The organism is Klebsiella sp. GG_Kp173, assembly GCF_040062415.1.
In the GTDB taxonomy this organism is placed as follows: domain Bacteria; phylum Pseudomonadota; class Gammaproteobacteria; order Enterobacterales; family Enterobacteriaceae; genus Klebsiella; species Klebsiella quasipneumoniae.
In genome coordinates, this window is sequence record NZ_JBEAFZ010000017.1 from 1 (window position 1) to 19,552 (window position 19,552).

14 protein-coding genes, 1 tRNA gene and 4 pseudogenes are annotated in these 19,552 nt (G+C 48.3%); 9 read left to right on the forward strand and 10 right to left on the reverse strand.

Annotated elements, in window-relative coordinates; genetic code table 11:
* A partial coding sequence (locus ABLU50_RS09615; protein ID WP_020803058.1) for a hypothetical protein occupies window positions 1-121 on the reverse strand: 121 nt, incomplete at its 3' end.
* A gap of 330 nt (window positions 122-451) precedes the next feature.
* Entirely contained in the window at window positions 452-1,771 is a 1,320-nt protein-coding gene (xylA, locus tag ABLU50_RS09620; RefSeq protein WP_017900971.1) for a xylose isomerase, read from the reverse strand.
* Between the two features lie 426 nt (window positions 1,772-2,197).
* On the opposite strand from xylA, the gene ABLU50_RS09625 reads away from it, so the two are divergent.
* Both ABLU50_RS09625 and ABLU50_RS09630 read left to right on the forward strand, forming a co-directional pair.
* Window positions 2,198-3,637 (forward strand): MFS transporter, encoded by a 1,440-nt coding sequence (locus ABLU50_RS09625; protein WP_072206957.1) that lies wholly within the window; start codon window positions 2,198-2,200, stop codon window positions 3,635-3,637.
* A 58-nt stretch (window positions 3,638-3,695) separates the two neighbouring features.
* Entirely contained in the window at window positions 3,696-5,375 is a 1,680-nt protein-coding gene (locus ABLU50_RS09630; RefSeq protein ID WP_065697340.1) for a glycoside hydrolase family 43 protein, read from the forward strand.
* Between the two features lie 82 nt (window positions 5,376-5,457).
* Here the strand turns inward: ABLU50_RS09630 and ABLU50_RS09635 are convergent, their stop codons facing one another.
* Window positions 5,458-6,096: an HNH endonuclease gene (locus ABLU50_RS09635; protein WP_087832983.1), complete on the reverse strand. Its 639-nt coding sequence runs from the start codon at window positions 6,094-6,096 to the stop codon at window positions 5,458-5,460.
* A 179-nt stretch (window positions 6,097-6,275) separates the two neighbouring features.
* Here ABLU50_RS09635 and ABLU50_RS09640 point away from each other — a divergent pair, with 179 nt between their 5' ends.
* The gene (locus tag ABLU50_RS09640; RefSeq protein WP_087832982.1) at window positions 6,276-7,145 is read left to right on the forward strand and encodes a phosphorothioated DNA-binding restriction endonuclease; all 870 of its coding nucleotides are present in this window, start codon (window positions 6,276-6,278) and stop codon (window positions 7,143-7,145) included.
* Window positions 7,146-7,173: 28 nt separating this feature from the next.
* On the opposite strand, the pseudogene ABLU50_RS09645 reads toward ABLU50_RS09640, so the two are convergent.
* The 5 genes and pseudogenes from ABLU50_RS09645 to ABLU50_RS09665 all read right to left on the reverse strand — a co-directional run.
* A pseudogene (locus tag ABLU50_RS09645) lies at window positions 7,174-7,266 on the reverse strand (type VI secretion system tube protein Hcp); the annotation flags it as partial.
* Window position 7,267: 1 nt separating this feature from the next.
* Window positions 7,268-7,534 (reverse strand): hypothetical protein, encoded by a 267-nt coding sequence (locus ABLU50_RS09650; RefSeq protein ID WP_087832984.1) that lies wholly within the window; start codon window positions 7,532-7,534, stop codon window positions 7,268-7,270.
* Between the two features lie 60 nt (window positions 7,535-7,594).
* Window positions 7,595-7,702: pseudogene (locus tag ABLU50_RS09655) on the reverse strand (DUF2778 domain-containing protein); the annotation flags it as partial.
* Between the two features lie 670 nt (window positions 7,703-8,372).
* A complete protein-coding gene (locus tag ABLU50_RS09660) occupies window positions 8,373-9,398 on the reverse strand; it encodes a hypothetical protein (protein ID WP_087832981.1) in 1,026 nt (341 codons plus the stop codon).
* 317 nt (window positions 9,399-9,715) lie between these two features.
* Window positions 9,716-10,814, reverse strand: a protein-coding gene (locus ABLU50_RS09665) for an IS3 family transposase (RefSeq protein ID WP_087832980.1) whose coding sequence is annotated in 2 segments (ribosomal slippage) — window positions 9,716-10,562 and window positions 10,561-10,814 — 1,101 coding nt in all. Because the reading frame shifts where the segments join, the coding sequence is not laid out codon by codon here.
* Window positions 10,815-10,974: 160 nt separating this feature from the next.
* Between ABLU50_RS09665 and ABLU50_RS09670 the strand changes: the two are divergent.
* The 4 genes and pseudogenes from ABLU50_RS09670 to ABLU50_RS09685 all read left to right on the forward strand — a co-directional run bounded on the left by ABLU50_RS09670 (window position 10,975) and on the right by ABLU50_RS09685 (window position 15,246).
* Window positions 10,975-11,245, forward strand: a pseudogene (locus tag ABLU50_RS09670) (ogr/Delta-like zinc finger family protein).
* A gap of 430 nt (window positions 11,246-11,675) precedes the next feature.
* Entirely contained in the window at window positions 11,676-12,713 is a 1,038-nt protein-coding gene (locus ABLU50_RS09675; protein WP_087832342.1) for a DUF1837 domain-containing protein, read from the forward strand.
* Window positions 12,697-13,599: a DEAD/DEAH box helicase gene (locus ABLU50_RS09680; RefSeq protein ID WP_348864692.1), complete on the forward strand. Its 903-nt coding sequence runs from the start codon at window positions 12,697-12,699 to the stop codon at window positions 13,597-13,599. Before ABLU50_RS09675 ends, ABLU50_RS09680 begins: the two co-directional genes overlap by 17 nt.
* Before the next feature lie 69 nt (window positions 13,600-13,668).
* On the forward strand, window positions 13,669-15,246 hold the full coding sequence (locus tag ABLU50_RS09685) for a helicase-related protein (protein ID WP_348864694.1): 1,578 nt from the start codon (window positions 13,669-13,671) through the stop codon (window positions 15,244-15,246).
* A gap of 50 nt (window positions 15,247-15,296) precedes the next feature.
* Here the strand turns inward: ABLU50_RS09685 and ABLU50_RS09690 are convergent.
* Together ABLU50_RS09690 and ABLU50_RS09695 are read right to left on the reverse strand one after the other, a co-directional pair.
* Window positions 15,297-16,492: pseudogene (locus tag ABLU50_RS09690) on the reverse strand (integrase arm-type DNA-binding domain-containing protein).
* Window positions 16,493-16,699: 207 nt separating this feature from the next.
* Window positions 16,700-16,784 (reverse strand) — tRNA-Leu (locus tag ABLU50_RS09695).
* Between the two features lie 612 nt (window positions 16,785-17,396).
* Between ABLU50_RS09695 and ABLU50_RS09700 the strand changes: the two genes are divergently transcribed.
* Together ABLU50_RS09700 and ABLU50_RS09705 are read left to right on the forward strand one after the other, a co-directional pair.
* On the forward strand, window positions 17,397-18,077 hold the full coding sequence (locus tag ABLU50_RS09700) for a carbonic anhydrase (protein WP_087832344.1): 681 nt from the start codon (window positions 17,397-17,399) through the stop codon (window positions 18,075-18,077).
* On the forward strand, window positions 18,074-19,543 hold the full coding sequence (locus ABLU50_RS09705) for a SulP family inorganic anion transporter (protein ID WP_087832345.1): 1,470 nt from the start codon (window positions 18,074-18,076) through the stop codon (window positions 19,541-19,543). Before ABLU50_RS09700 ends, ABLU50_RS09705 begins: the two co-directional genes overlap by 4 nt.
* The last annotated feature ends 9 nt before the right edge of the window (window positions 19,544-19,552 follow it).

Sequence of the window (19,552 nt, forward strand, 5' to 3'; positions counted from 1 at the left end):
CGGCTTTGGCGACGATGGCGTCGATCTGTTCCTGAGTAAATTCTTGCGCCATTACAGAGGTAAGCGGAAAAAACGCGGCGATAACCGCCATGGTTAATGGAAGTTTTTTTATCATTGTCATGAGTTTCTCAATATAGGTTAATTTTATTCAGACAATAACCAGCCTATTCTGAGCTGACAGAATATGTCGCTATCATCAGAACAAGTTATTTTTTATTTTGTACGGTCACAGAGGCATTACACAATTATCGCGACTCTTCCTCCTTCACTAATATTAAACAGGTGGCACAATAGCAGAACCATCCGCACAGCGGATTGTTCATCTATAGACAGTCAAACAGATAGCCTTGCGGCGCAGATAGCATAAATACAACACGAACCAATAAACGCTATTTCCTGGCAGCGGGCAGATGGCGGAATATATGCCCCCGCAGGGGCATATCAGCCAAATTTAACCAAAGATATAGGTATTGACGAGATTTTCGAGTAATTCCTGACGCCCGCTGTGATGCTGCGGATTCAGATTATGCTGCTCAGCGTACCGGGCAATATTATCCAGCGACATGCGGCCGGCCATAATTTGTTGCCCCAGCTCGCCCTGCCAGCCGGCATAGCGTTTTGCCAGAGCCCGATCGAGCTTACCATCCTCAATCATGCGCGCGGCCAGCTTGAGGGACAGCGCCATCACGTCCATGGCGCCAATATGGCCATAGAACATGTCGTATTTGTCGGTGCTCTGCCGGCGAACTTTGGCGTCAAAGTTCAGGCCGCCGGTGGTGAATCCCCCGGCTTTGAGGATCTCGTACATCACCAGGGTATTTTCTTCCACGCTGTTCGGGAACTGATCGGTATCCCAGCCGAGCTGCGCATCGCCGCGGTTGGCATCAACGGAGCCGAAAATGCCCAGCGCGATGGCGCTGGCGATTTCATGATGGAAAGAGTGCCCCGCCAGGGTGGCGTGGTTGGCTTCAATGTTCACCTTGATCTCATTTTCCAGACCAAACTGCTTCAGGAAGCCATACACCGTCGCGACATCGTAATCGTATTGATGCTTGGTGGGCTCCTGCGGTTTCGGCTCGATAAGCAGCGTGCCGCCAAAGCCAATCTTATGCTTGTGCTCCACCACCATCTGCAGGAAGCGGCCAATCTGCTCGCGCTCCTGGCGCAGATCGGTATTCAACAGCGACTCGTAACCTTCGCGGCCGCCCCACAGCACATAGTTTTCGCCGCCGAGCTGGTGGGTCGCGTTCATGGCGGTCACCACCTGCGTGGCCGCCCAGGCAAACACCTCCGGATCGGGGTTGGTCGCCGCCCCGGCGCCGTAGCGCGGGTGGGTAAAGCAGTTGGCGGTGCCCCACAGCAGTTTCACGCCGGTTTGCTGCTGTTTCTCCGCCAGCACTTCGGTCATCACGGCGAAATTATGCAAATACTCTTTCAGTGACGCGCCTTCTGGCGAGACGTCGACATCATGGAAGCAGTAATACGGCACGTTGAGCTTGTAGAAAAATTCAAACGCCACGTCCGCTTTGCGTTTGGCCATTTCCAGCGCATCACCCGCGGCCTGCCAGGGACGCTCAAACGAGCCGGCGCCAAACATATCCGCGCCATTCCAGCAGAAGTTATGCCAATAACAGGCGGCAAAACGCAGATGATCTGCCATGCGTTTTCCCAGCACGATTTCATCCGGATTATAGTGGCGAAACGCCAGAGGATTATCGGTTTTAGGTCCGGCAAAAAGAACGCGTTCGAGCTGGTCAAAATAAGTTTGCATGATGAACTCCGAAATTGAGGAAGCCGAAAATTAACAACTGTGACACATCGTGTATTCTCATCGTCGGTTGCTCAATTACGTTATTTCACTCAGCGATTGAGAAAATGCTCAAATGTGAGCCATCTCGCAAATAAAACTATTTTAAATATCTCGCTTCGCGCGCGTATAGCGTACACTTCCTGGGGAATTCAGGTGAACATAGCGAATTAAAATGGCGGTTTTGTCACATTGCATATCTGTCAGAAAATTAGCGGCGGATAACGATTCAACGCAGGTGATACAGGCCTTTGCTTCGAGGATCACAGAAGTAAAAAAACATAATTACTTAATTTAAAAACGTAATAGATTCTTCCAGGTCAACTGTGTCAGAAAGTGTTTCACCTACACAAAACAAACCGGAGTCTGCTTAGAATGAGTAAAAACATAATGCACAGTCGGCATGATGAATATCATAAATTAACCCGCGGAGAACGAATTGGTTATGGCATGGGCGACTTTGCGCAAAACCTGGTTTTCGGCACCATTGGGGGTTTTCTGGCTTTGCATATGCTGACGGTAAATACCATCAGCACGGCAACGGCAGGCTTTATTTTTCTTTTTGTCCGCATCATTAATGTGTTTTGGGATCCGATGGTCGGAACCTACGTGGATAAACGAACCTCGAAAGCAGGGAAATATCGTCCCTGGCTGTTACGAGCCGGCGTGCCGCTGGTGATCCTGTCGGCATTACTGTTCGCGCCCATCCCCGGAGTGAAAGGTTCGGTGGCTTTCGCCTTTATTATTTATCTGGCGCTGGACCTGGTTTATTCCTTAGTCAATATTCCCTATGGCTCGCTGAATGCGTCGCTGACCCGCGACCCGGAATCGATCGATAAGCTGACCAGTACCCGCATGATGCTGGCCAACAGCGCCAACCTGCTGGTCTATACCCTGTTCCCGATGTTTGTGCAGATGGCGGCGCCGAAAGATCGTAGCCTGAAGGACACCGGCTTTTTCGGCCTTGAGCTGAATCTGGGCAACTATACCGATCCGTCGGCGAACTACGCCTGGTTCGGCGTGTACGCCATCTATATGATCATCGGCGCGGTGGCCCTGTTTATCTGTTACAAATTCACCAAAGAACGCGTTGTCGCGACCGCCGAGCAGACCGCCAACGTCAAAACCACCGACCTTTTCCACGAGCTCAGACATAACCGCCCGCTGGTTATTCTCGGCATGTTCTTTATGCTGGCCTTTACCTTCATGTTCTTTATGAACACCGTTAACGGCTTCTTCAACCAGTACGTCGTCGGCCACTCCGAATGGATGGGCGCGGTGGGTCTCGTCGCGTCTATTCCCGGCATCGCCTTCCCGATTTTCTGGCCGAAACTGAAAAAAATCTTTGGTAAAAAAGGCTTCTTCCATCTGTTCCTCGCCATGTTCATCGTCGGCGAACTGCTGACCTACGTCTGGTCCCGCGAAGGGATGCACGACGCCCTGTGGCTGGCCTATATCGCCACCTTTATTAAACAGTGGGGCTTAACCTCCGCCACCGGCTTTATGTGGGCGCTGGTACCGGAAGTCATCGCGTATGGCGAATTAAAATCTGGCAAACGCAATGCCGCCATTATCAATGCCATTATGGGACTCTTCTTCAAGATCGGCTTCACCATCGGAGGCGCGATCCCGCTGTGGCTGCTGGCGGTGTATGGATTTAATGAAAGCGGCGCCGTGCAGAGCGCCAGCGCCATCGACGGGATCATTATGACCGCGGTGTGGATCCCGATTGCGCTGGCCGCTATTTCGATGGTGATCATGCAGGTTTATCCGATCTCCGATAAACATGTTACCGACATCAACCGTCAGCTGGATGAGATCCGCGTGTAGTTAAAAAAATTATAAATCAGACCGATTCGTCACTTTCCATTTTAAAAGGTGTAATGAAATGTCACTTATTCAAAACCCGATATTACGCGGCTTTAATGCCGACCCCAGTATTATTCGCGTCGAGGATACGTACTATATTGCCAACTCGACGTTTGAGTGGTTTCCGGGCGTGCGTTTACATGAGTCGAAAGACCTGAAAAACTGGAACCTGCTGCCTTCGCCGCTCTCCACCACCACCCTGCTGGATATGAAGGGCAACCCCTCCTCCGGCGGCATTTGGGCGCCGGCGCTCTCCTGGGCCGATGGGCAATTCTGGTTAGTGTATACCGATGTGAAGGTCACCGAAGGCGCCTTTAAAGACATGACCAACTACCTGACCACCGCGAAGGATATTCGGGGCCCGTGGAGCGACCCGATCAAGCTGAACGGCGTCGGGTTTGACGCCTCGCTGTTCCATGACGACGATGGCCGGAAATATATCGTTCAGCAAACCTGGGATCACCGGGAGTACCATCACCCCTTCGATGGCATTACCTTAACGGAGCTGGATACCAACACGCTGAAGTTAATGCCGGAAACCGCGCGCACCATCTACCGCGGCACCGCCGTGGCGCTGGTCGAGGGGCCGCACCTCTATAAACTGAACGGCTACTACTATCTGTTTGCCGCCCAGGGCGGCACCGTGTTTACCCACCAGGAGGTGGTGGCGCGGTCGAAAACCCTCGAGGCCGACAGCTTCGAAACCGAGCCGGGCGACGTGTTCTTAACCAACGTCGATACCCCGGACAGCTACATCCAGAAACAGGGCCATGGCGCGCTGGTCTCCACTCCGGAAGGCGAATGGTATTACGCCTCGCTCTGCGCCCGGCCGTGGAATCGCCCGGGGGAATCCATCTACGACCCGCGCGGCTGGTCAACCCTCGGTCGGGAAACCTCGATCCAGAAAGTGTACTGGGACGACGAAGGCTGGCCGCGTATTGAAGGCGGTCACGGCGGGAAGACCTTCGTCGAAGGGCCGAAAGACGCCATCTTCACCGAAAGCGCCAGCGATAATAGCCAGCAGGATGACTTTACCTCGCCAGCGCTCGATCCGAACTGGAATACCCTGCGGGTGCCGTTTACGGCCAAAATGGGCACCACCGGCAACGGCAAACTAACCTTAATCGGCCAGGGTTCGTTAGCCAATACGCATGACCTGTCGCTGATTGCCCGCCGCTGGCAGGCCTTCTATTTTGACGCCGCGGTGAAGGTGAAATTCGAGCCCTTCAGCTACCAGCAGATGGCCGGGTTAACGAATTACTATAACGACCGCCACTGGAGCTTTGTCTTCCTGACCTGGAATGAAGTTAACGGCAAGGTCATCGAAGTCGGCGAAAATAACCGCGGGAAATACACATCGTACCTGAAAGATAACGCCATCAAGGTGCCGGACGGCGTGGAATACGTCTGGTTCCGGACCAAAGTCCGCAAGCAGACCTACAGTTATGAATACAGCTTCGATGGCGTGACGTTCACCGAGATCCCGGTCCAGCTGGATGCCGCAGTGCTGTCCGATGACTATGTATTGCAGAGCTACGGCGGGTTCTTTACCGGGGCGTTCGTCGGCCTGGCGGCGGTAGACTACGCCGGGTACGGCACCCAGGCTGAGTTTTATCAGTTCGAGTATCAGGAGCTGGGCGATAGGTTAGCGGCCGATGGCAGCTACAGCTGGGAGGCTGGCGAGACGCGGGATAAGTAAGAGTGTGTGAGCCCACGCTACCGGTAAGGTAGCGTGGGTTTTGTGGTGTGTTTGATGTAATGAAAGCGAGCGCTGTCGGATGTCAGTCTATGGGGCGCAGCCGGGCCTTCAGCTCTTCTGGAGTAAACGGCGGATCTCGCCGGTGCAGCATCGCATGGCAGTTGGGACATACCGGGATCAGATCGGTTTCAGGGTTCAGACGGTAGCCCTGCTTTATCCCGGACAGCGGAATGAGATGGTGGATATGGATAAAGCCCTGGCCGATATCGCCATAGCGGCTGGCCATATCCAGACCGCATACCTGACACCGGCAGCCATGCAGGCGAAGCGCCGCCTGACGAGCCTGACGGTCGCGCTCATAGCGATTGACCACCACCTGCATCGCCGCCCCTTCCACGTACTCCATGGTCGTCTGTCCCTCATCGGGGAAAAGCGCAACCTCGTCATCGCCAGCGCCCTGCGACACGATCGTAAATCCTTGCTCCAGTAACAGACGCACGCATTTGGATTTAATCCCCCCGCTGAAATCCGCCGGGGTAAATTCCGTCCCCGTCGCAAACGTGGCCGCTAACCCGACGATGGCTTTTGAAGGATACCGACGCCCCTCAAATTCGATCTCATACAGACGCGCGCTTTTAAACTGATGCGCAACGCCTGCATCGTAAGCGCGAATGGCGGCGATGATGCATTCCCTGGATAAATGGTCCGGTAGTTTTTTCATAAGACATAGCTATCTGATGGCGCGAAGCTTGAGTATAAATAGAAAGCTATGGGCTTTTCGAACAAATAACTGGCAGTGATAGTTAAAAAGCGATCCACGTAGAACCGCCGCATCTGGTGGGTTGATCGGCAAGGATTTTGCGAGCATCATCGCATTTATTTAGCTGCCAATATCACGCTATGCCCTCCAGCACGGCCCTGCAACACGCGATCGAGAACATCACCATCTGGCGCAAAGGCGAACAGCGTGCACCGCATAAGCCACTGCTGCTGCTGTATGTCCTCTCACGGTACCAGCGCGGCCATGCGCGGATGTTCGACTACGCCTCGGAGATACGTGATGAGCTGCATAGCCTGCTGGAACGCTTTGGCCCGCAGCGCCGCCAGTACCGGCCGGACATGCCCTTCTGGCGCCTGAAAGGCGACGGCTTCTGGGAGCTGCACAACAGCGAACAGTGTTCAACCCAGGGCAGCCGACAGCCGCCCGGCAAAGAGCTGGAGCTCTGCCACGTCGCCGGCGGCTTCGATGAGCCGCATTTTGCACTACTCAACAGAAATAAGAAGCTGATCAATACCCTCGCCCATCAGATCCTCGAAGCGCATTTCCCGGAGAGTATTCAGGAAGAGCTGGCTGAAGAGATGGGGTTTGATCTGCTGCAGATCCGTAAAGAGCGCGACCCGCATTTTCGCCAGCAGGTGCTGCGCGCCTATAACTATGAGTGCGCGATCTGCGGCTTCAATATGCGCCATGACAATACCTCCGTCGCCCTGGAAGCGGCTCATATCAAGTGGAAGCAGCACGGCGGCCCCTGCGAAATCCCTAACGGCCTGGCGCTCTGCGCGATTCACCATAAGGCTTTTGATAAAGGCTCCATTGGTCTGGATGAGGATATGCGCATCCTGGTTTCGCCGGCGGTGAACGGCGGAGGCATCGTTGGCAGGCTGTTCTGGGATTTTGATGGTAAGCCGATTACCTTGCCGCAGGGGAAAGCATGCTATCCGCAGGAAGGGTTTGTGGCATGGCACCGGCGGGAGGTGTTCAGGGGGTGAGGGGGTATGGGGATGGTGATAAGCGGGTTTCGATGCTGCCTTCTCGCTCCTGAACATCAACAGATCCTTTCGTGTCTGCGCCACCATCGTCTTTAAGCCACATATACGGAGGAATTGGCATCTCATTTGCTACTTATCGTTGAAATTAACTGCAATGTCATAATGTAGAGTACAGTTGAAAGGAATATTAGTATTATCAGCGATATATAAAAGAAAGTGTCATACATCGTATCGGCGTTCACACTCCCGAACAAGAAGTGGCAAATATCCCTTGCGATATCATAATCGAGATAGATTTCCGGCCTTGGAAGTGCACGACCCATAACCAAAAACAGCAATATGAAATAAATAATCTTACTGATTTTACGGGCAAATGTTGTTAGAGCCACTGGCAACACCTTATTGGCCGCATCCTTAATTTCTCCTCCCTTTTGAGAAAACCATTTCCCTTCATTGCGGTCAACATTCCAGTATTTTCTTAAGGGCAGCGGACCATATTTCACGACTGCGCTGCATGCGGCTTTATCGCGATATACACCCCGCCCTGAATGCGCCATAAAAATACCGACGCCGTAAAATTAAAAAGACGCATAATCGGCACCATTTAATATCAACTTTCCCTGTAGAGTCATGACATACCATCGTTCCTAAATGATTTGAGATATGGTAGCGGTTGGTTTAGAGAGGTTCCAGAGTTAGGCTATGATTTTCAGATAATATTAATTTTATTAGGAGTTGGGATTAAAGCATTAGGTAGTATGCAGTGGCAGTGTTTGTGTAAGTATCCCGTATAATTGAGCCATTCATATTTAGAGATCATTAAGACTGGCCGGATTATTGGATGATTCGCAGCGTCGCAGGCATGTGCGCTATCCGGAACGACTGATGGTTTAGCTGACTGAGCAGTTATGTCGTCCGTTGCCATAACCTGCAAAGATATCCTGTTATTTGCTCCAGTCACAGGTTGAAGAACAACGCCTGTTTTCGTGATTAGTGTTAGAATCATGGAACATGAATATCATAAATGTAGACCTTTACGCATGAGTTGAGGCTTTGTTTCTGGCGACACCATCCATGCTATACCTACCCACGTCATGGCTTAGAATTATGAGAAATCGGAGCAGATCCAGGCTATGCGGGAGACAACAAAGAATTATATTTTGTGAGTATAGTAACTCTTAACTGTTATCTCCGAAAGCTAACACATTAATAAGAAAAGAATATTACCTACGAATTGTTACCCATAACCCATTCTATGTGAGTGGCTATATTTTTATTCCTATCTATGTTAATTTTCCCATCAACAAAATCGATTACAAAAAAATGTTCATTTTTCGGCTGAACAGTGTTGGAATAAAAAGAGAAGTATTCATTGTTATTTTTACATTGAAAATCTACAGCGATTGCTTTTATTCTCTTGTGGTTAACCAGCTCTGTGAACATTTTATTTAAATCCGGGCGTTTACTTTCTTTATCATCATTTTGTAGTTCCGTATCAAAGTATCGTATAAAACAATTTTCAATGATCCTCCCCTCTTTATCTACCTCAACCTCATCTATCTGAGAATTAGCAATACCAAAACTAACATTATAATCATCATTATGTGATATTACTACAGGATTAAATATGCTAAAGTAAACAAAAAAATCATTATCCTCGTTTGAAACATTATAAAGCATTCTTGATAAACCACGATGAATAAAATCTATAGGTCGTTTATGTGGGTGACGAGTATATCCAACATAATGTATCTCAGTACTTATTCCCAATTTTATATGGTTATCTTTAAGAAAATCATGGATAGAAATTACACTCACATGTTTACCATCATGTTCAACATATAAATATTTATCAGTCACTTTTATTTTTGGCATTATTTTCCTCTTGCCACTTGGCGTAACATCAAAAAAAGAATATTTTAACTTTAACTTTCTACACTCCTGTCCAATTAATAAAGTTAGGTTTAAGTCCTTCGTAAAATAAGAGTAACTTGGTTTTTTCTCAGTGGAAAACCTAACTTTTTTTCTTGCACCTAAAAAATAGATAAATCTTTTTTCACAATGCTCGTTCAAATAAGCCTCAACCGACCCAAGATAATTCCTTATGATTTTATTGGTGTCAATACCATCGGGTGGATTTATAAGCATATCATACCAAATGCAATTAGTATTTATAAGTTCTACCCACCAAGATTTTTCCGATTCAAAATAAATTTTGTTGGAATTTATAAAGCCAAGTTCGCCACGTCCCATAATACTACCTCATAAAATATTTACCGCAGTTTAACTAAAACTCTTTTGTATACCAAAGTTATTTCCCTTAGTTGACATGAGAAAATAACATTCTATAAAGAGCTTCTGACTTTAATGTCTAAGCATTGTATATCAAATATTAAAAAAAGTTCCAGCAGATAAGCTAAGAGTATGTAGAGCCTTTGCAAAAAATGATTGTTACTGATGCTGTAACCGTATTGGACTGTCCCCATCCCGGTAATCGATTCTGCCCTATAGTTTGAGCATAGGGGGAGCATATGGACATGACCCTGGCCCAAATTCAGTGCAGTGCTAAATCAGAGAGCTTCGTCTTTCCGGAGACTTCGGATGAATTCAGCCGGAGTCATGTCATTTAATGATGAATGCGTTCTCTCATGATTATATTCCCTGCGCCAGTTGTCGAGTTTGTCCTGCGCATCTTCCAGCGAGAGAAACCAGTGAATGTTCAGGCTTTCATCCCGCAGACTGTCGTTAAATGATTCAATTAACGAGTTATCCGTTGGTTTTCCGGGGCGGGAGAAGTCCATTGTGACCCCGTGCTCATACGCCCATTTATCCAGACTTTTCGAAATAAACTCGCTGCCGTTATCTGTCTGAATACGTACCGGCAGGCGCTTGCCCAGCACCCGTAACCTTTCCATCACACCGACCACATCCTCACCTTTCAGCGACTTCCCGGCATGGATCGCCACACACTCCCGACTAAAATTATCCACTACAGTCAGCGCCCGGAAACGTCGTCCGTTAAACAGGTTATCCGACACGAAATCCATACTCCAGCACTGATCGACACCGGTCAGGACCGGACGCTGCTGACGATGTGCTGCACTGACATGCCTGCGGGGGCGCTTTTTGCGCAGGTTGAGGCCTTCCAGACAGTAAATCCGGTGTGTTTTCTGGTGGTTAACAGGCCAGCCTTCCCGCCGCAGCTGAATATGAATACGCGGACAACCGTAGCGGATCCGGGTTTCCGCTATTTCCCGGATACGCAGGGTTATCGCCCGATCATCCCGCCGGCTCTGCCAGTGGTAAACGGTTCTGCTCTGCATCAGCAGTCCGCATCCCCGTCGGACACTGATAAGGTAAGCCTCCCGCAGAAAATGCACCGCCTGACGCTTCTGAGCCGGCCTCAGAACTTTTTTTGATAACTTCCTGCAGCATCTCCTTGTCCAGACTTAAATCGGCCACCAGACGTTTCAGACGCTGATTCTCTTCCTCAAGCTGGCGCAGGCGGCGCAGCTCTGTCACGCCCATGCCGCCAAACTTTTTCTTCCAGTTGTAAAATGTGGCTTCAGAAATGCCCATCTTTCTGCAGACTTCCTCCACCCGAGTGCCGGTTTCGGCCTGTTTCAGCGCAAATGCTATCTGTTCTTCGGTATAGCGGGTCTTTTTCATGGCGATGTGCCTCTCTGTGGGATGGAAGAAAGACCGGAGACTTCAGTTTAGCCTGGCAATGTTTTCAGGGAGGAGATCAAAATCAGAGGATATCACCGGCACAACATCTGCGCTTTCAGCAACGCCTGAATAACATTAACGATATGCAGGAGTGATATTGATGGCATTTAAATGTCCTGAATGCGGTACGACGGCACACGCCAGAACCCCGCCTATGAAGCACCATCGGTTAAACGCTCATGGTATCTGTGCCAGAACCTGGAATGTTCCTGCACATTTACCGCACTTGAAAGTGTGGATACGATAATTATGAAGCCCCGGTGCAATGAAAATGTACCAGTCGAACCGGAGCAACCTGAAAAGCAGCAGAAAACGCTCAATCTCTATGGCTCCGCGTCAAGCTGTCAGGCCGTCAGCAAATTCCTGTCTGATTAGCAAAAAACGCCCACTTAGTCCCGGTCCAATACAGGAATTTTTTACGCCTTTTCTCTGGCTGGCCTGAGCGCGCATAAGTGCATATCTATGGCGCATGAAAACGCATGAGTCTTATGCACTATTTTTGACACGAAAGCCCTTGCGGGGTGGGTTCTGAGACGATTTGCGGGGTGCATGAAAACCATTCTCTTAAGCGAAGCGGGCAGGCGGGCGGGGCTGCGCGCGCTGAGATACAAAAGATAACCAATTATCAATGAAGTCATACTCAATAATTTGGTTATCAGCCAGTCACATGCTTAATGCTACAACTTGATAGCTCAATTTTTATCACGCATACTGCTGGCATTATCCGTAATCAGATAACTCCTAAAGAACTGATTAGAACGGCTTCAAATCACAACTTTAGACTGAGAGGTTGAACAAGGAATGAAATCTGAAGACACTAATTCGTTACATAAAATATACAATCCAGTTTATGGACTTGATAATATCGTATTACTTGTACAAGAGTGTCAGTCTACAGATCCAGTAAAAGTTAATCTTCTTTGCTTAGGATTCAAAGAAGACTTACCCAAAGACAAAGAGCTTGCTGAAACTTTATTTTTAGAATTAGTTCATTATTGCATTCCCCATCCAGTTATAGCGAGAAGAAAAGCCTTAAGTCAAACTGAAGGTAAAGATGAGGCAAGGCTTTATAGTGAACTTGCAAGAGAAGCACGTAGTCTTTTTATGAAATACAAATTAGAAAGTACGTTAACTATAAAAAAAGGTGAAACTCAGGAGAAGTTTGAACAACGAGTAAAGAATGCTAATTTACGCTATGGTGAAGTGGGTGAATTAATATCATATTGTATAGCAATCCATTTTTTAAAAGCAGCGCAATTAGTCTCAAAAATGGCTCTCAAAACATCATCTGAAATGCCTGTTTTTGGACTGGATGGAATACATGCAACCGTAGATGACAAGGGAGCATTAACGGTTTTTTATCTAGAATCTAAAATGACAAGAGAGTTCACCAGTGGCTCTGAACAATTTTCTAAATCAGTAAGTGGTTTTGAAATAGATAGAAAGAGCCGTAGAAATGAATATAGAATACTACAAGATTTGAGCAACTTAGAGTCCCTAGAGGGAGAGGAGCGAAAGAAAGCAGTACAATACTTTGATCCTTATTCAAGTGAATCATCAAATGTCAGAGAGCGCTTCGTTGGAATTATTGCCTACAATGAAGAAGGTTATAAAAATAAAATAGCAATTGACGATGAATCCCCACTTTCCATCCATTTAGATCACTTTAAGAAAAGTTATATCGGTAGTTATAAAGATAAAGTAAAAATTATAACAGAAGACCTATCAAAAGCGGGAGCGACCCCGCAAAAATGTAGGGCGTACATCTTTGCATTGCCTGACGTTGATACTTTTAAATTGGATTTTGCAAAGGAGTTATCAGGTGAACACTTTAGCTAATGAAGTCATCAACCAAATAAAAGGTCGTTTAGAATTTAAAAATGATCTTGGTTTTTTATTTGCACACTCTTTTTTGCAGAAGCATACACAAACTTCTTTCTCTGCACTTCAAGGCAAAATAGAAAGTGACAGTGTCGTTATATGCAAAAGATTAATTGAGTCTGCATACTTATTTTCTCAATCCGAGTCAGACGAGGATAAAAACTTAGCTCAAAGCATTGCATATCATCTAAATATAATTACAAGTGATAACTATTTAAAACAATTATCTGAGAATTTATTAAGGGCACTTGGTAACTTCCCTGGAGCAAGTTATTTACAAGAAAAAAATGGATTTATACCAGAAAACTTTTATGCTTATTTAAAAAGATCTTTCATTGAAAATGAAAATAAAGTAAAAATAGCCAACAAAGAGATAATATTAACGAACTTTCAAAAGAAAGTATGGGAATCATTACATTCAAATATCCCACAAGCTATATCTGCTCCAACCTCAGCTGGTAAATCGTTTTTAGTCGTAGAGATGCTTGCCAATAGGATAATTAGTGGGGAATTAAACTCTGCTATTTATATAGCACCAACTCGAGCCTTAGTAAATGAAATAACACAAAAATTTATTAACAAGACTTTACCATATCAAAATGAAGTTAGAGTAACATCCATACCTACAATTAACGGTGAATATTATAAACAGATATTTGTTTTAACACAGGAAAGGCTGCAAGTCCTTCTTGATAATTTCAAAAATAAAATAGACATAGTAGTTATTGATGAGGCCCAATCAATTTCTGACGAAATTAGGGGGATGATATTACAGGATTGCCTAGACAAAATAAGCATACAAAACCCAGATGCAAAATATGTTTTTCTTGCGCCTGGTGCCTAAGGCTTCAATGATTTAGCTGATATTATTGGGATTGATACAATCCACGTAGAAAAAACCAATTTATCTCCAGTGGTCCAAAATAAAATAATTATTAAAGTAGACCCTGCGAAAGAAAATAACTTACAACTTTCATTATTAGATAACTCAAATATATTATCTATAGGTGAATTAACTTCAACAAGAGGATTTGCTAATGAAAATACTAGATTAGCTGCTGTAGCTTTAGAATTAGGAAAAGATGAGGGTTCTCTTGTTTACGGAACCGGAGCTGCTAATGCAGAAGACGTTGCCAAGCAAATATCATCTGGGTTGCCTCTTCTAGAAAATGATAGCGATTTGAAAGAACTTTCACAGTTTATAAAAAAACATATCCATAAGGATTACTCTCTTGCAAATCTGGTATTAAGAGGGGTGGGGTATCATTATGGTAAAATGCCTAGCTTATTAAGAGAAACATTAGAAAAAAACTTTACAAATAACAAGCTAAAGTTTTTAGTGTGTACTACAACTCTATTCCAAGGGGTTAATCTTCCAGCAAAAAATGTTTTTATTGATACACCTACTCGGGGGAACAGAGGGGAAGCATTAGATCCAGCATCGCTTTGGAATTTCGCAGGGCGGGCAGGTAGACTAGGTTATGCATTCTCGGGGAATGTTTATCTTATTGATTATGATGATTGGGAAACAAAACCTTTAGATTCTAAAATAGATTTCAAAATTACATCATCTTTTAAGAAAGTAATCAATGAAGATTTTGACACAGTAATATCCCGTTTAGATAAAAACAATCATTTAGGAGTGAGACAATATAGTAATGTTGATGCAGCGGCGGGTCTTTTAATTTCCAGAGCAGCAAAAGGCGATTTACACAACTTTCTTGAGAGATCTTTTCGAACGATTCCTGATAAATCTAAGCTTGAACTTATTGAAGATGCTACATATAGCTCACTAGAATCTCTTAATATCCCCCATAATATATTGACATTAAACTGGACTGTCGATCCATTTGGGCAGGAAAGATTATACAATAGATTTATTCAGAAGATAAAAGATGGTAAGATTGACGAACTTATACCACGACATCCTTCAGGCAATGTTTACACTAATTACGTTGGTGTTTTTAGCAGAATAAATAAATACATTCTCAATCATAATACATCTAAGTTTTCTAACTACCTCACAGCCATGGCATTAAATTGGATGAGAGGAAAATCCCTTCCAGAGATCATATCTCTTTCGATAGCAAAGAAAAAAGAAAAAAAATCTACCCGACCAGTGAATGTAGACCGCGCTGTACGAGAGGTTTTTGATTTCGTTGAGGACAACCTGCGATTCAAATACGTTCAACTTGGTAAGGCATATATTGATTTATTGCGACAAGCTTTAATTGAAAATAATCAAGCTGAAAAAGCGGAAGAAATATATGACTTCCCTTTATCACTTGAATTAGGTGTTTCCTCAATCGCTGGACAAGTTTTTATTGAGCTAGGGCTATCAAGAATATCAGCATCCTATCTCGAAAATATAATCCCAAACTCTAACCCTACAATAAGCACGGCAAAAGAGTGGCTAAGAAACAATGATTATGATTCATTAAATTTACCACTTACCATTTATTCAGAATTAGAAGATAAGGGATTGCTATAATATTGTTAAACATGATAGGGCTGTATTCTTCAGCCCTTTCTTAAAAAAGATTAATTGCGATTATTCATTTTGACGAAATCATATGGTGTTATGTAAATGATTTTTATCTCATCAAGATAGTCAGCCCACCACTGGACCATCAACCGGCGCTCATCCAAATGTTCAGAAGTATGAATATATGCTGCACGTACATTGTTACGTTCCGAGTGGCTTAGCTGGCGCTCTATCGCATCATCGCTCCATAAACCTGACTCTCCCAACGCACCACGCGCTATCGTCCTGAATCCATGCCCGCAAACCTCGGTTTTCGTGTCATACCCCATAGCACGCAATGTGCTGTTTACCGTGTTTTCACTCATGACCATAGTTGCATCGTGATCCCCCGGAAAAGCAGCTCTTTATCACCACTAATCTGCTTTAACTAGGCAAACAAAATCATCGCATGCCGACTAAGCGGAACGATATGCTCTTCTTTCATCTTCATGCCACGGTATGAGTAACGCACGCCTTTAATTTCTTCTCGTTTTGCCGGTATACGCCAAAGAGATTTATCGAAGTCGAATTCTCCCAACGAGCGAAGCGTAACTCGCAGGAACGTACAAAAGTTAGCAGAGTAAGCTCAACCGCGATCCGCGTCATTACACGGCCACGATAAGCAGCAATACGAGCAAGAAACTCAGGGAACCGGCTTGAGGGTAAAGCAGGATAGTGTCTTGCTTTGGTTGTTGATAAAGCACTAGCCATATCACTGACCGGGTTAGAGTCCATGTAATCGTTCTGGACGGCATAACGCATAATGGCCGTGACACGCTGCTGAAGACGCTGCGCGACGTCATGTTTGCCACTCGCATCAACTTTTTTAATCGGGGCTAACACAGGTGGCTGGTTTTGAGCTGGCGAATGGCGGACGAACCGATATGAGGGAAGATATAAAGTTCAAGATAGCGAAGAACACGCGATCGATGGTCTTCACTCCATCACTTGTTACTGGCATGCCATTCACGAGCAATGGTTTCGAAAGTATATGCACCAGAATTCTCGGCCTGAGCTTCTTTCTGTTCGACTTTTGGGTCAATGCCCTGTTTTAGCTTCGTCACGCTTGGCCCTTGCCTGAGCAAGCGTCACAGTAGGCCAAACACCAAATGCGAGGCGAGCCTCTTTCTTGTCGGAGGGCGTCTGTATTTCATGCGCCAGTATTTAGAACCCTTGGCCGAAACCTCGAGATACAACCACCGCCATCGGCCATTTTGTAGTTTTTGTCTTTTGGTTTTGCGGTCTCGACCTGTCTGGCGTTGAGCTTTACTTGGGACACATTTCTAATCAAAGTTAAAATGCCCCCAATGGCATCCGGATTTCAACGGACAACCTCGGACGACTCAGGAGGTAAAAATCGCTGCAATCATTGATTTTTAAGGGATAATTGGACTTGCTCAGAAGGTCTTGGAAGAATACTTGGTGCCGAAGGCCGGACTCGAACCGGCACGTATTTCTACGGTTGATTTTGAATCAACTGCGTCTACCGATTTCGCCACTTCGGCACTGAAGGGGATGCGGAAACGTTCTGGATTATACCTGTCGGCGGCGGCCATGCAAGCGACAGCGTGTCGTCATTGCGCTAAGTGTCGAAAAAAACAGCGCTATCCTGCGCGGCGTCACCTTTTGCTGCCGTTCCATAGCGCGACTGCCATCAGCAACCCTCCTCTCACAACCCCCGCAACCCCAGCACCACCTGCCAGCCACTCCCCTTTCCCCTTGTCCCCCCAAACTTCACTCAAAGTCATCTCTATTTTTTCTCACACCATTCTCACCCGAATCACTCAACCCAACTCAACACAACTCAACACAACCCAACGTTCCCCATCCATCCCCAATATCCAATCCCTCAATATTCCCCCTAACCCCACCCAACGCCATTCCTATATATTCCAGAAAGTTTTAGACAATACCTTTTTGTTATTCACTCGCTCCGCAGCCAAATATTAATTTCATCAATATTTTTATAACTTTACATTAATGAAAAGTTTTCTTTTTGCCGTTTATTCCAGGATTTTCCTCAGGCGTGAAGGGTTCCGGTAAACACTATTTTTACTAGTCGCTGTACGAGTCTTGATGGACATATTCACTCGATGAATTAACTCAGGAGAATACTTGTGACGACGTTAAAACCTTTGCTGGCCCGCAACCGCAGCTGGGCGCTGCAGAAGTGCCAGCATGACCCGGACTATTTCGAAAAATGGGTCGACGGGCAGCGGCCCCACTCGCTGTGGATCGGCTGCTCCGACAGCCGCGTGCCCGCCGAGGTGCTCACCGGCAGCCAGCCCGGCGAGCTCTTTGTCCACCGCAATATCGCCAACATGCTCGACCCCGCCGACGACAACGTCATGAGCGTCCTGCAGTATGCTTTGCATTACCTTGAGGTGGAGCGGGTGGTGCTCTGCGGCCACTACGGCTGCGGCGGCGTGCAGGCGGCGCTCTCTCTGCCCACCCTGCCGCTGGCGCAGGAGTCCTCGGCGCTGGCTCGCCGCATCGGCCAGCTGCGCCACACCCTGCATCACGAAATGGCGCAGATCGCCGATGACTGTTGTGTTGCGGCCTCCCCCGCCGTCAGCGCCAGTGCCAGCGCCGACGCGGAGCGCTCTCACCGTACGCTGGACGCCCTGGTGGAAGCCAACGTTCGCGCCCAGTTCGCCCGTCTGCTGGAGAGTGAACCTGTGCAGACGGTGCTCGCCAGCGGGCGGCCGCTCAGCCTGCACGGCTGCGTCTACGATCTGGCTTCCGGCCATTTAACCACCCTCGTCGAACACCTCTCACCGCAGGAGCACGCCCCATGAATACGCTTCGTCAGGACTCTCTCGCCGGCATCGTCGTCTTCCTTGTCGCCCTGCCGCTGTGCCTCGGCATCGCCCAGGCCAGCGGCTTACCGCCCTTCGTTGGCCTGCTGACCGGCATCATCGGCGGCCTGGTCGTCACCGCCCTCAGCCCCTCCCGCTTCGCCGTCAGCGGCCCCGCCGCCGGACTGGTCACCATCGTCGTCGCCGCCATTGAATCCCTGGGTTCCTTCTCCCTCTTCCTGATGGCGCTGGTGCTGGCCGGCGTGCTGCAGCTGCTGTTCGGCATTCTGCGGGCCGGGCGCTTTATCTCGCTGGTTCCCGCCAGCGTCATCAAAGGCATGCTGGCGGCGATCGGCATCCTGCTGATTATGCAGCAGATCCCCGTCGCGCTCGGCACGGCGGAAGAGACCGGGCTTGCCGATGTGGTTCAGGGCAATGCCGCTTTCTCCGTCACTGCGATTGCCGTCGCCGCGGGCGGCCTTCTGGTGCTCTGGCTCTGGGGCTCGCCGCTTATCCGCCGGGTGAAGAGCCTGCGCTGGATCCCCGGGCCGCTGATCGCCGTCCTGCTCGGCTGCGTGACCACCCTGCTGCTGACCCATTTTGCGCCGCAGCAGCTGGCCGCCCTGCCGCGTATTACCCTGCCGGCGTTCGGCAGCCTCGGCGAGCTGCTGGGCGAGCTGGAGTCTCCGGCGTGGAGCGCGTGGCGCAATCCGTCGGTGTGGGTGGTGGCGGTGACCCTGGCGCTGGTCGCCAGCCTCGAAACCCTGCTCAGCCAGGAGGCGCTGAAAAAGCTGCGCCCGCAAAATCCGCCGCCTTCGCCGAACCGTGAAATGGTCGCCCAGGGCGTGGGCAATCTGCTCTCCGGCGTGCTGGGGGCGATGCCAATCACCGCGGTGATCGTCCGCAGCTCGGTGAACGTTAGCAACGGCGCGCAGAGCAAACTGTCGATCTTTATCCATGGCGTACTGCTGTTGATCTGCGGCCTGTGGTTTAGCGGTCTGCTGACCCTGATCCCGCTCGCCAGCCTCGCCGCCGTGCTGTTGTATACCGGCTATAAGCTGGCGACGCCGCGGCTGTTCATCGAGCAGTTCCGCCAGGGGGCGGCGCAGTACGTCCCGTTCCTCGCCACCATCGGCGGGATTATTGCCTTCGGCATGCTGGCGGGGATCGGGATTGGTCTTGCCACCCAGATGGCGTTCAGCCTCTGGCGCAGCCATCGTCACTCGCTGCAGCTGGCGCGCTACGATGACCACTACGTGCTGCGCATCCAGCAGAATCTGACCTTTATGCACAATCCGCATCTGCTGGCCCTGCTGGCGAAAATTCCGGAAAAGAGCGTGGTGATCGTCGAGCACGACAGCGTCGGCTATCTCGACCCGGACGTGCGGGCGGTGCTGGATGATTTTGCCGAGAGCGCCCCGCAGCGCGGCATCCGCCTTAATCAGTGGCCGCTGGCCAGCCGCTGAGCTTAACGG

Excerpts from the sequence above, each read along its gene's own strand:
- xylA (WP_017900971.1), bottom strand. The coding sequence starts at position 1,771 with ATGCAAACTTATTTTGACCAGCTCGAACGCGTTCTTTTTGCCGGACCT.
- ABLU50_RS09625 (WP_072206957.1), top strand. The coding sequence starts at position 2,198 with ATGCACAGTCGGCATGATGAATATCATAAATTAACCCGCGGAGAACGA.
- ABLU50_RS09630 (WP_065697340.1), top strand. The coding sequence starts at position 3,696 with ATGTCACTTATTCAAAACCCGATATTACGCGGCTTTAATGCCGACCCC.
- ABLU50_RS09635 (WP_087832983.1), bottom strand. The coding sequence starts at position 6,096 with ATGAAAAAACTACCGGACCATTTATCCAGGGAATGCATCATCGCCGCC.
- ABLU50_RS09640 (WP_087832982.1), top strand. The coding sequence starts at position 6,276 with ATGCCCTCCAGCACGGCCCTGCAACACGCGATCGAGAACATCACCATC.
- ABLU50_RS09660 (WP_087832981.1), bottom strand. The coding sequence starts at position 9,398 with ATGGGACGTGGCGAACTTGGCTTTATAAATTCCAACAAAATTTATTTT.
- ABLU50_RS09675 (WP_087832342.1), top strand. The coding sequence starts at position 11,676 with ATGAAATCTGAAGACACTAATTCGTTACATAAAATATACAATCCAGTT.
- ABLU50_RS09705 (WP_087832345.1), top strand. The coding sequence starts at position 18,074 with ATGAATACGCTTCGTCAGGACTCTCTCGCCGGCATCGTCGTCTTCCTT.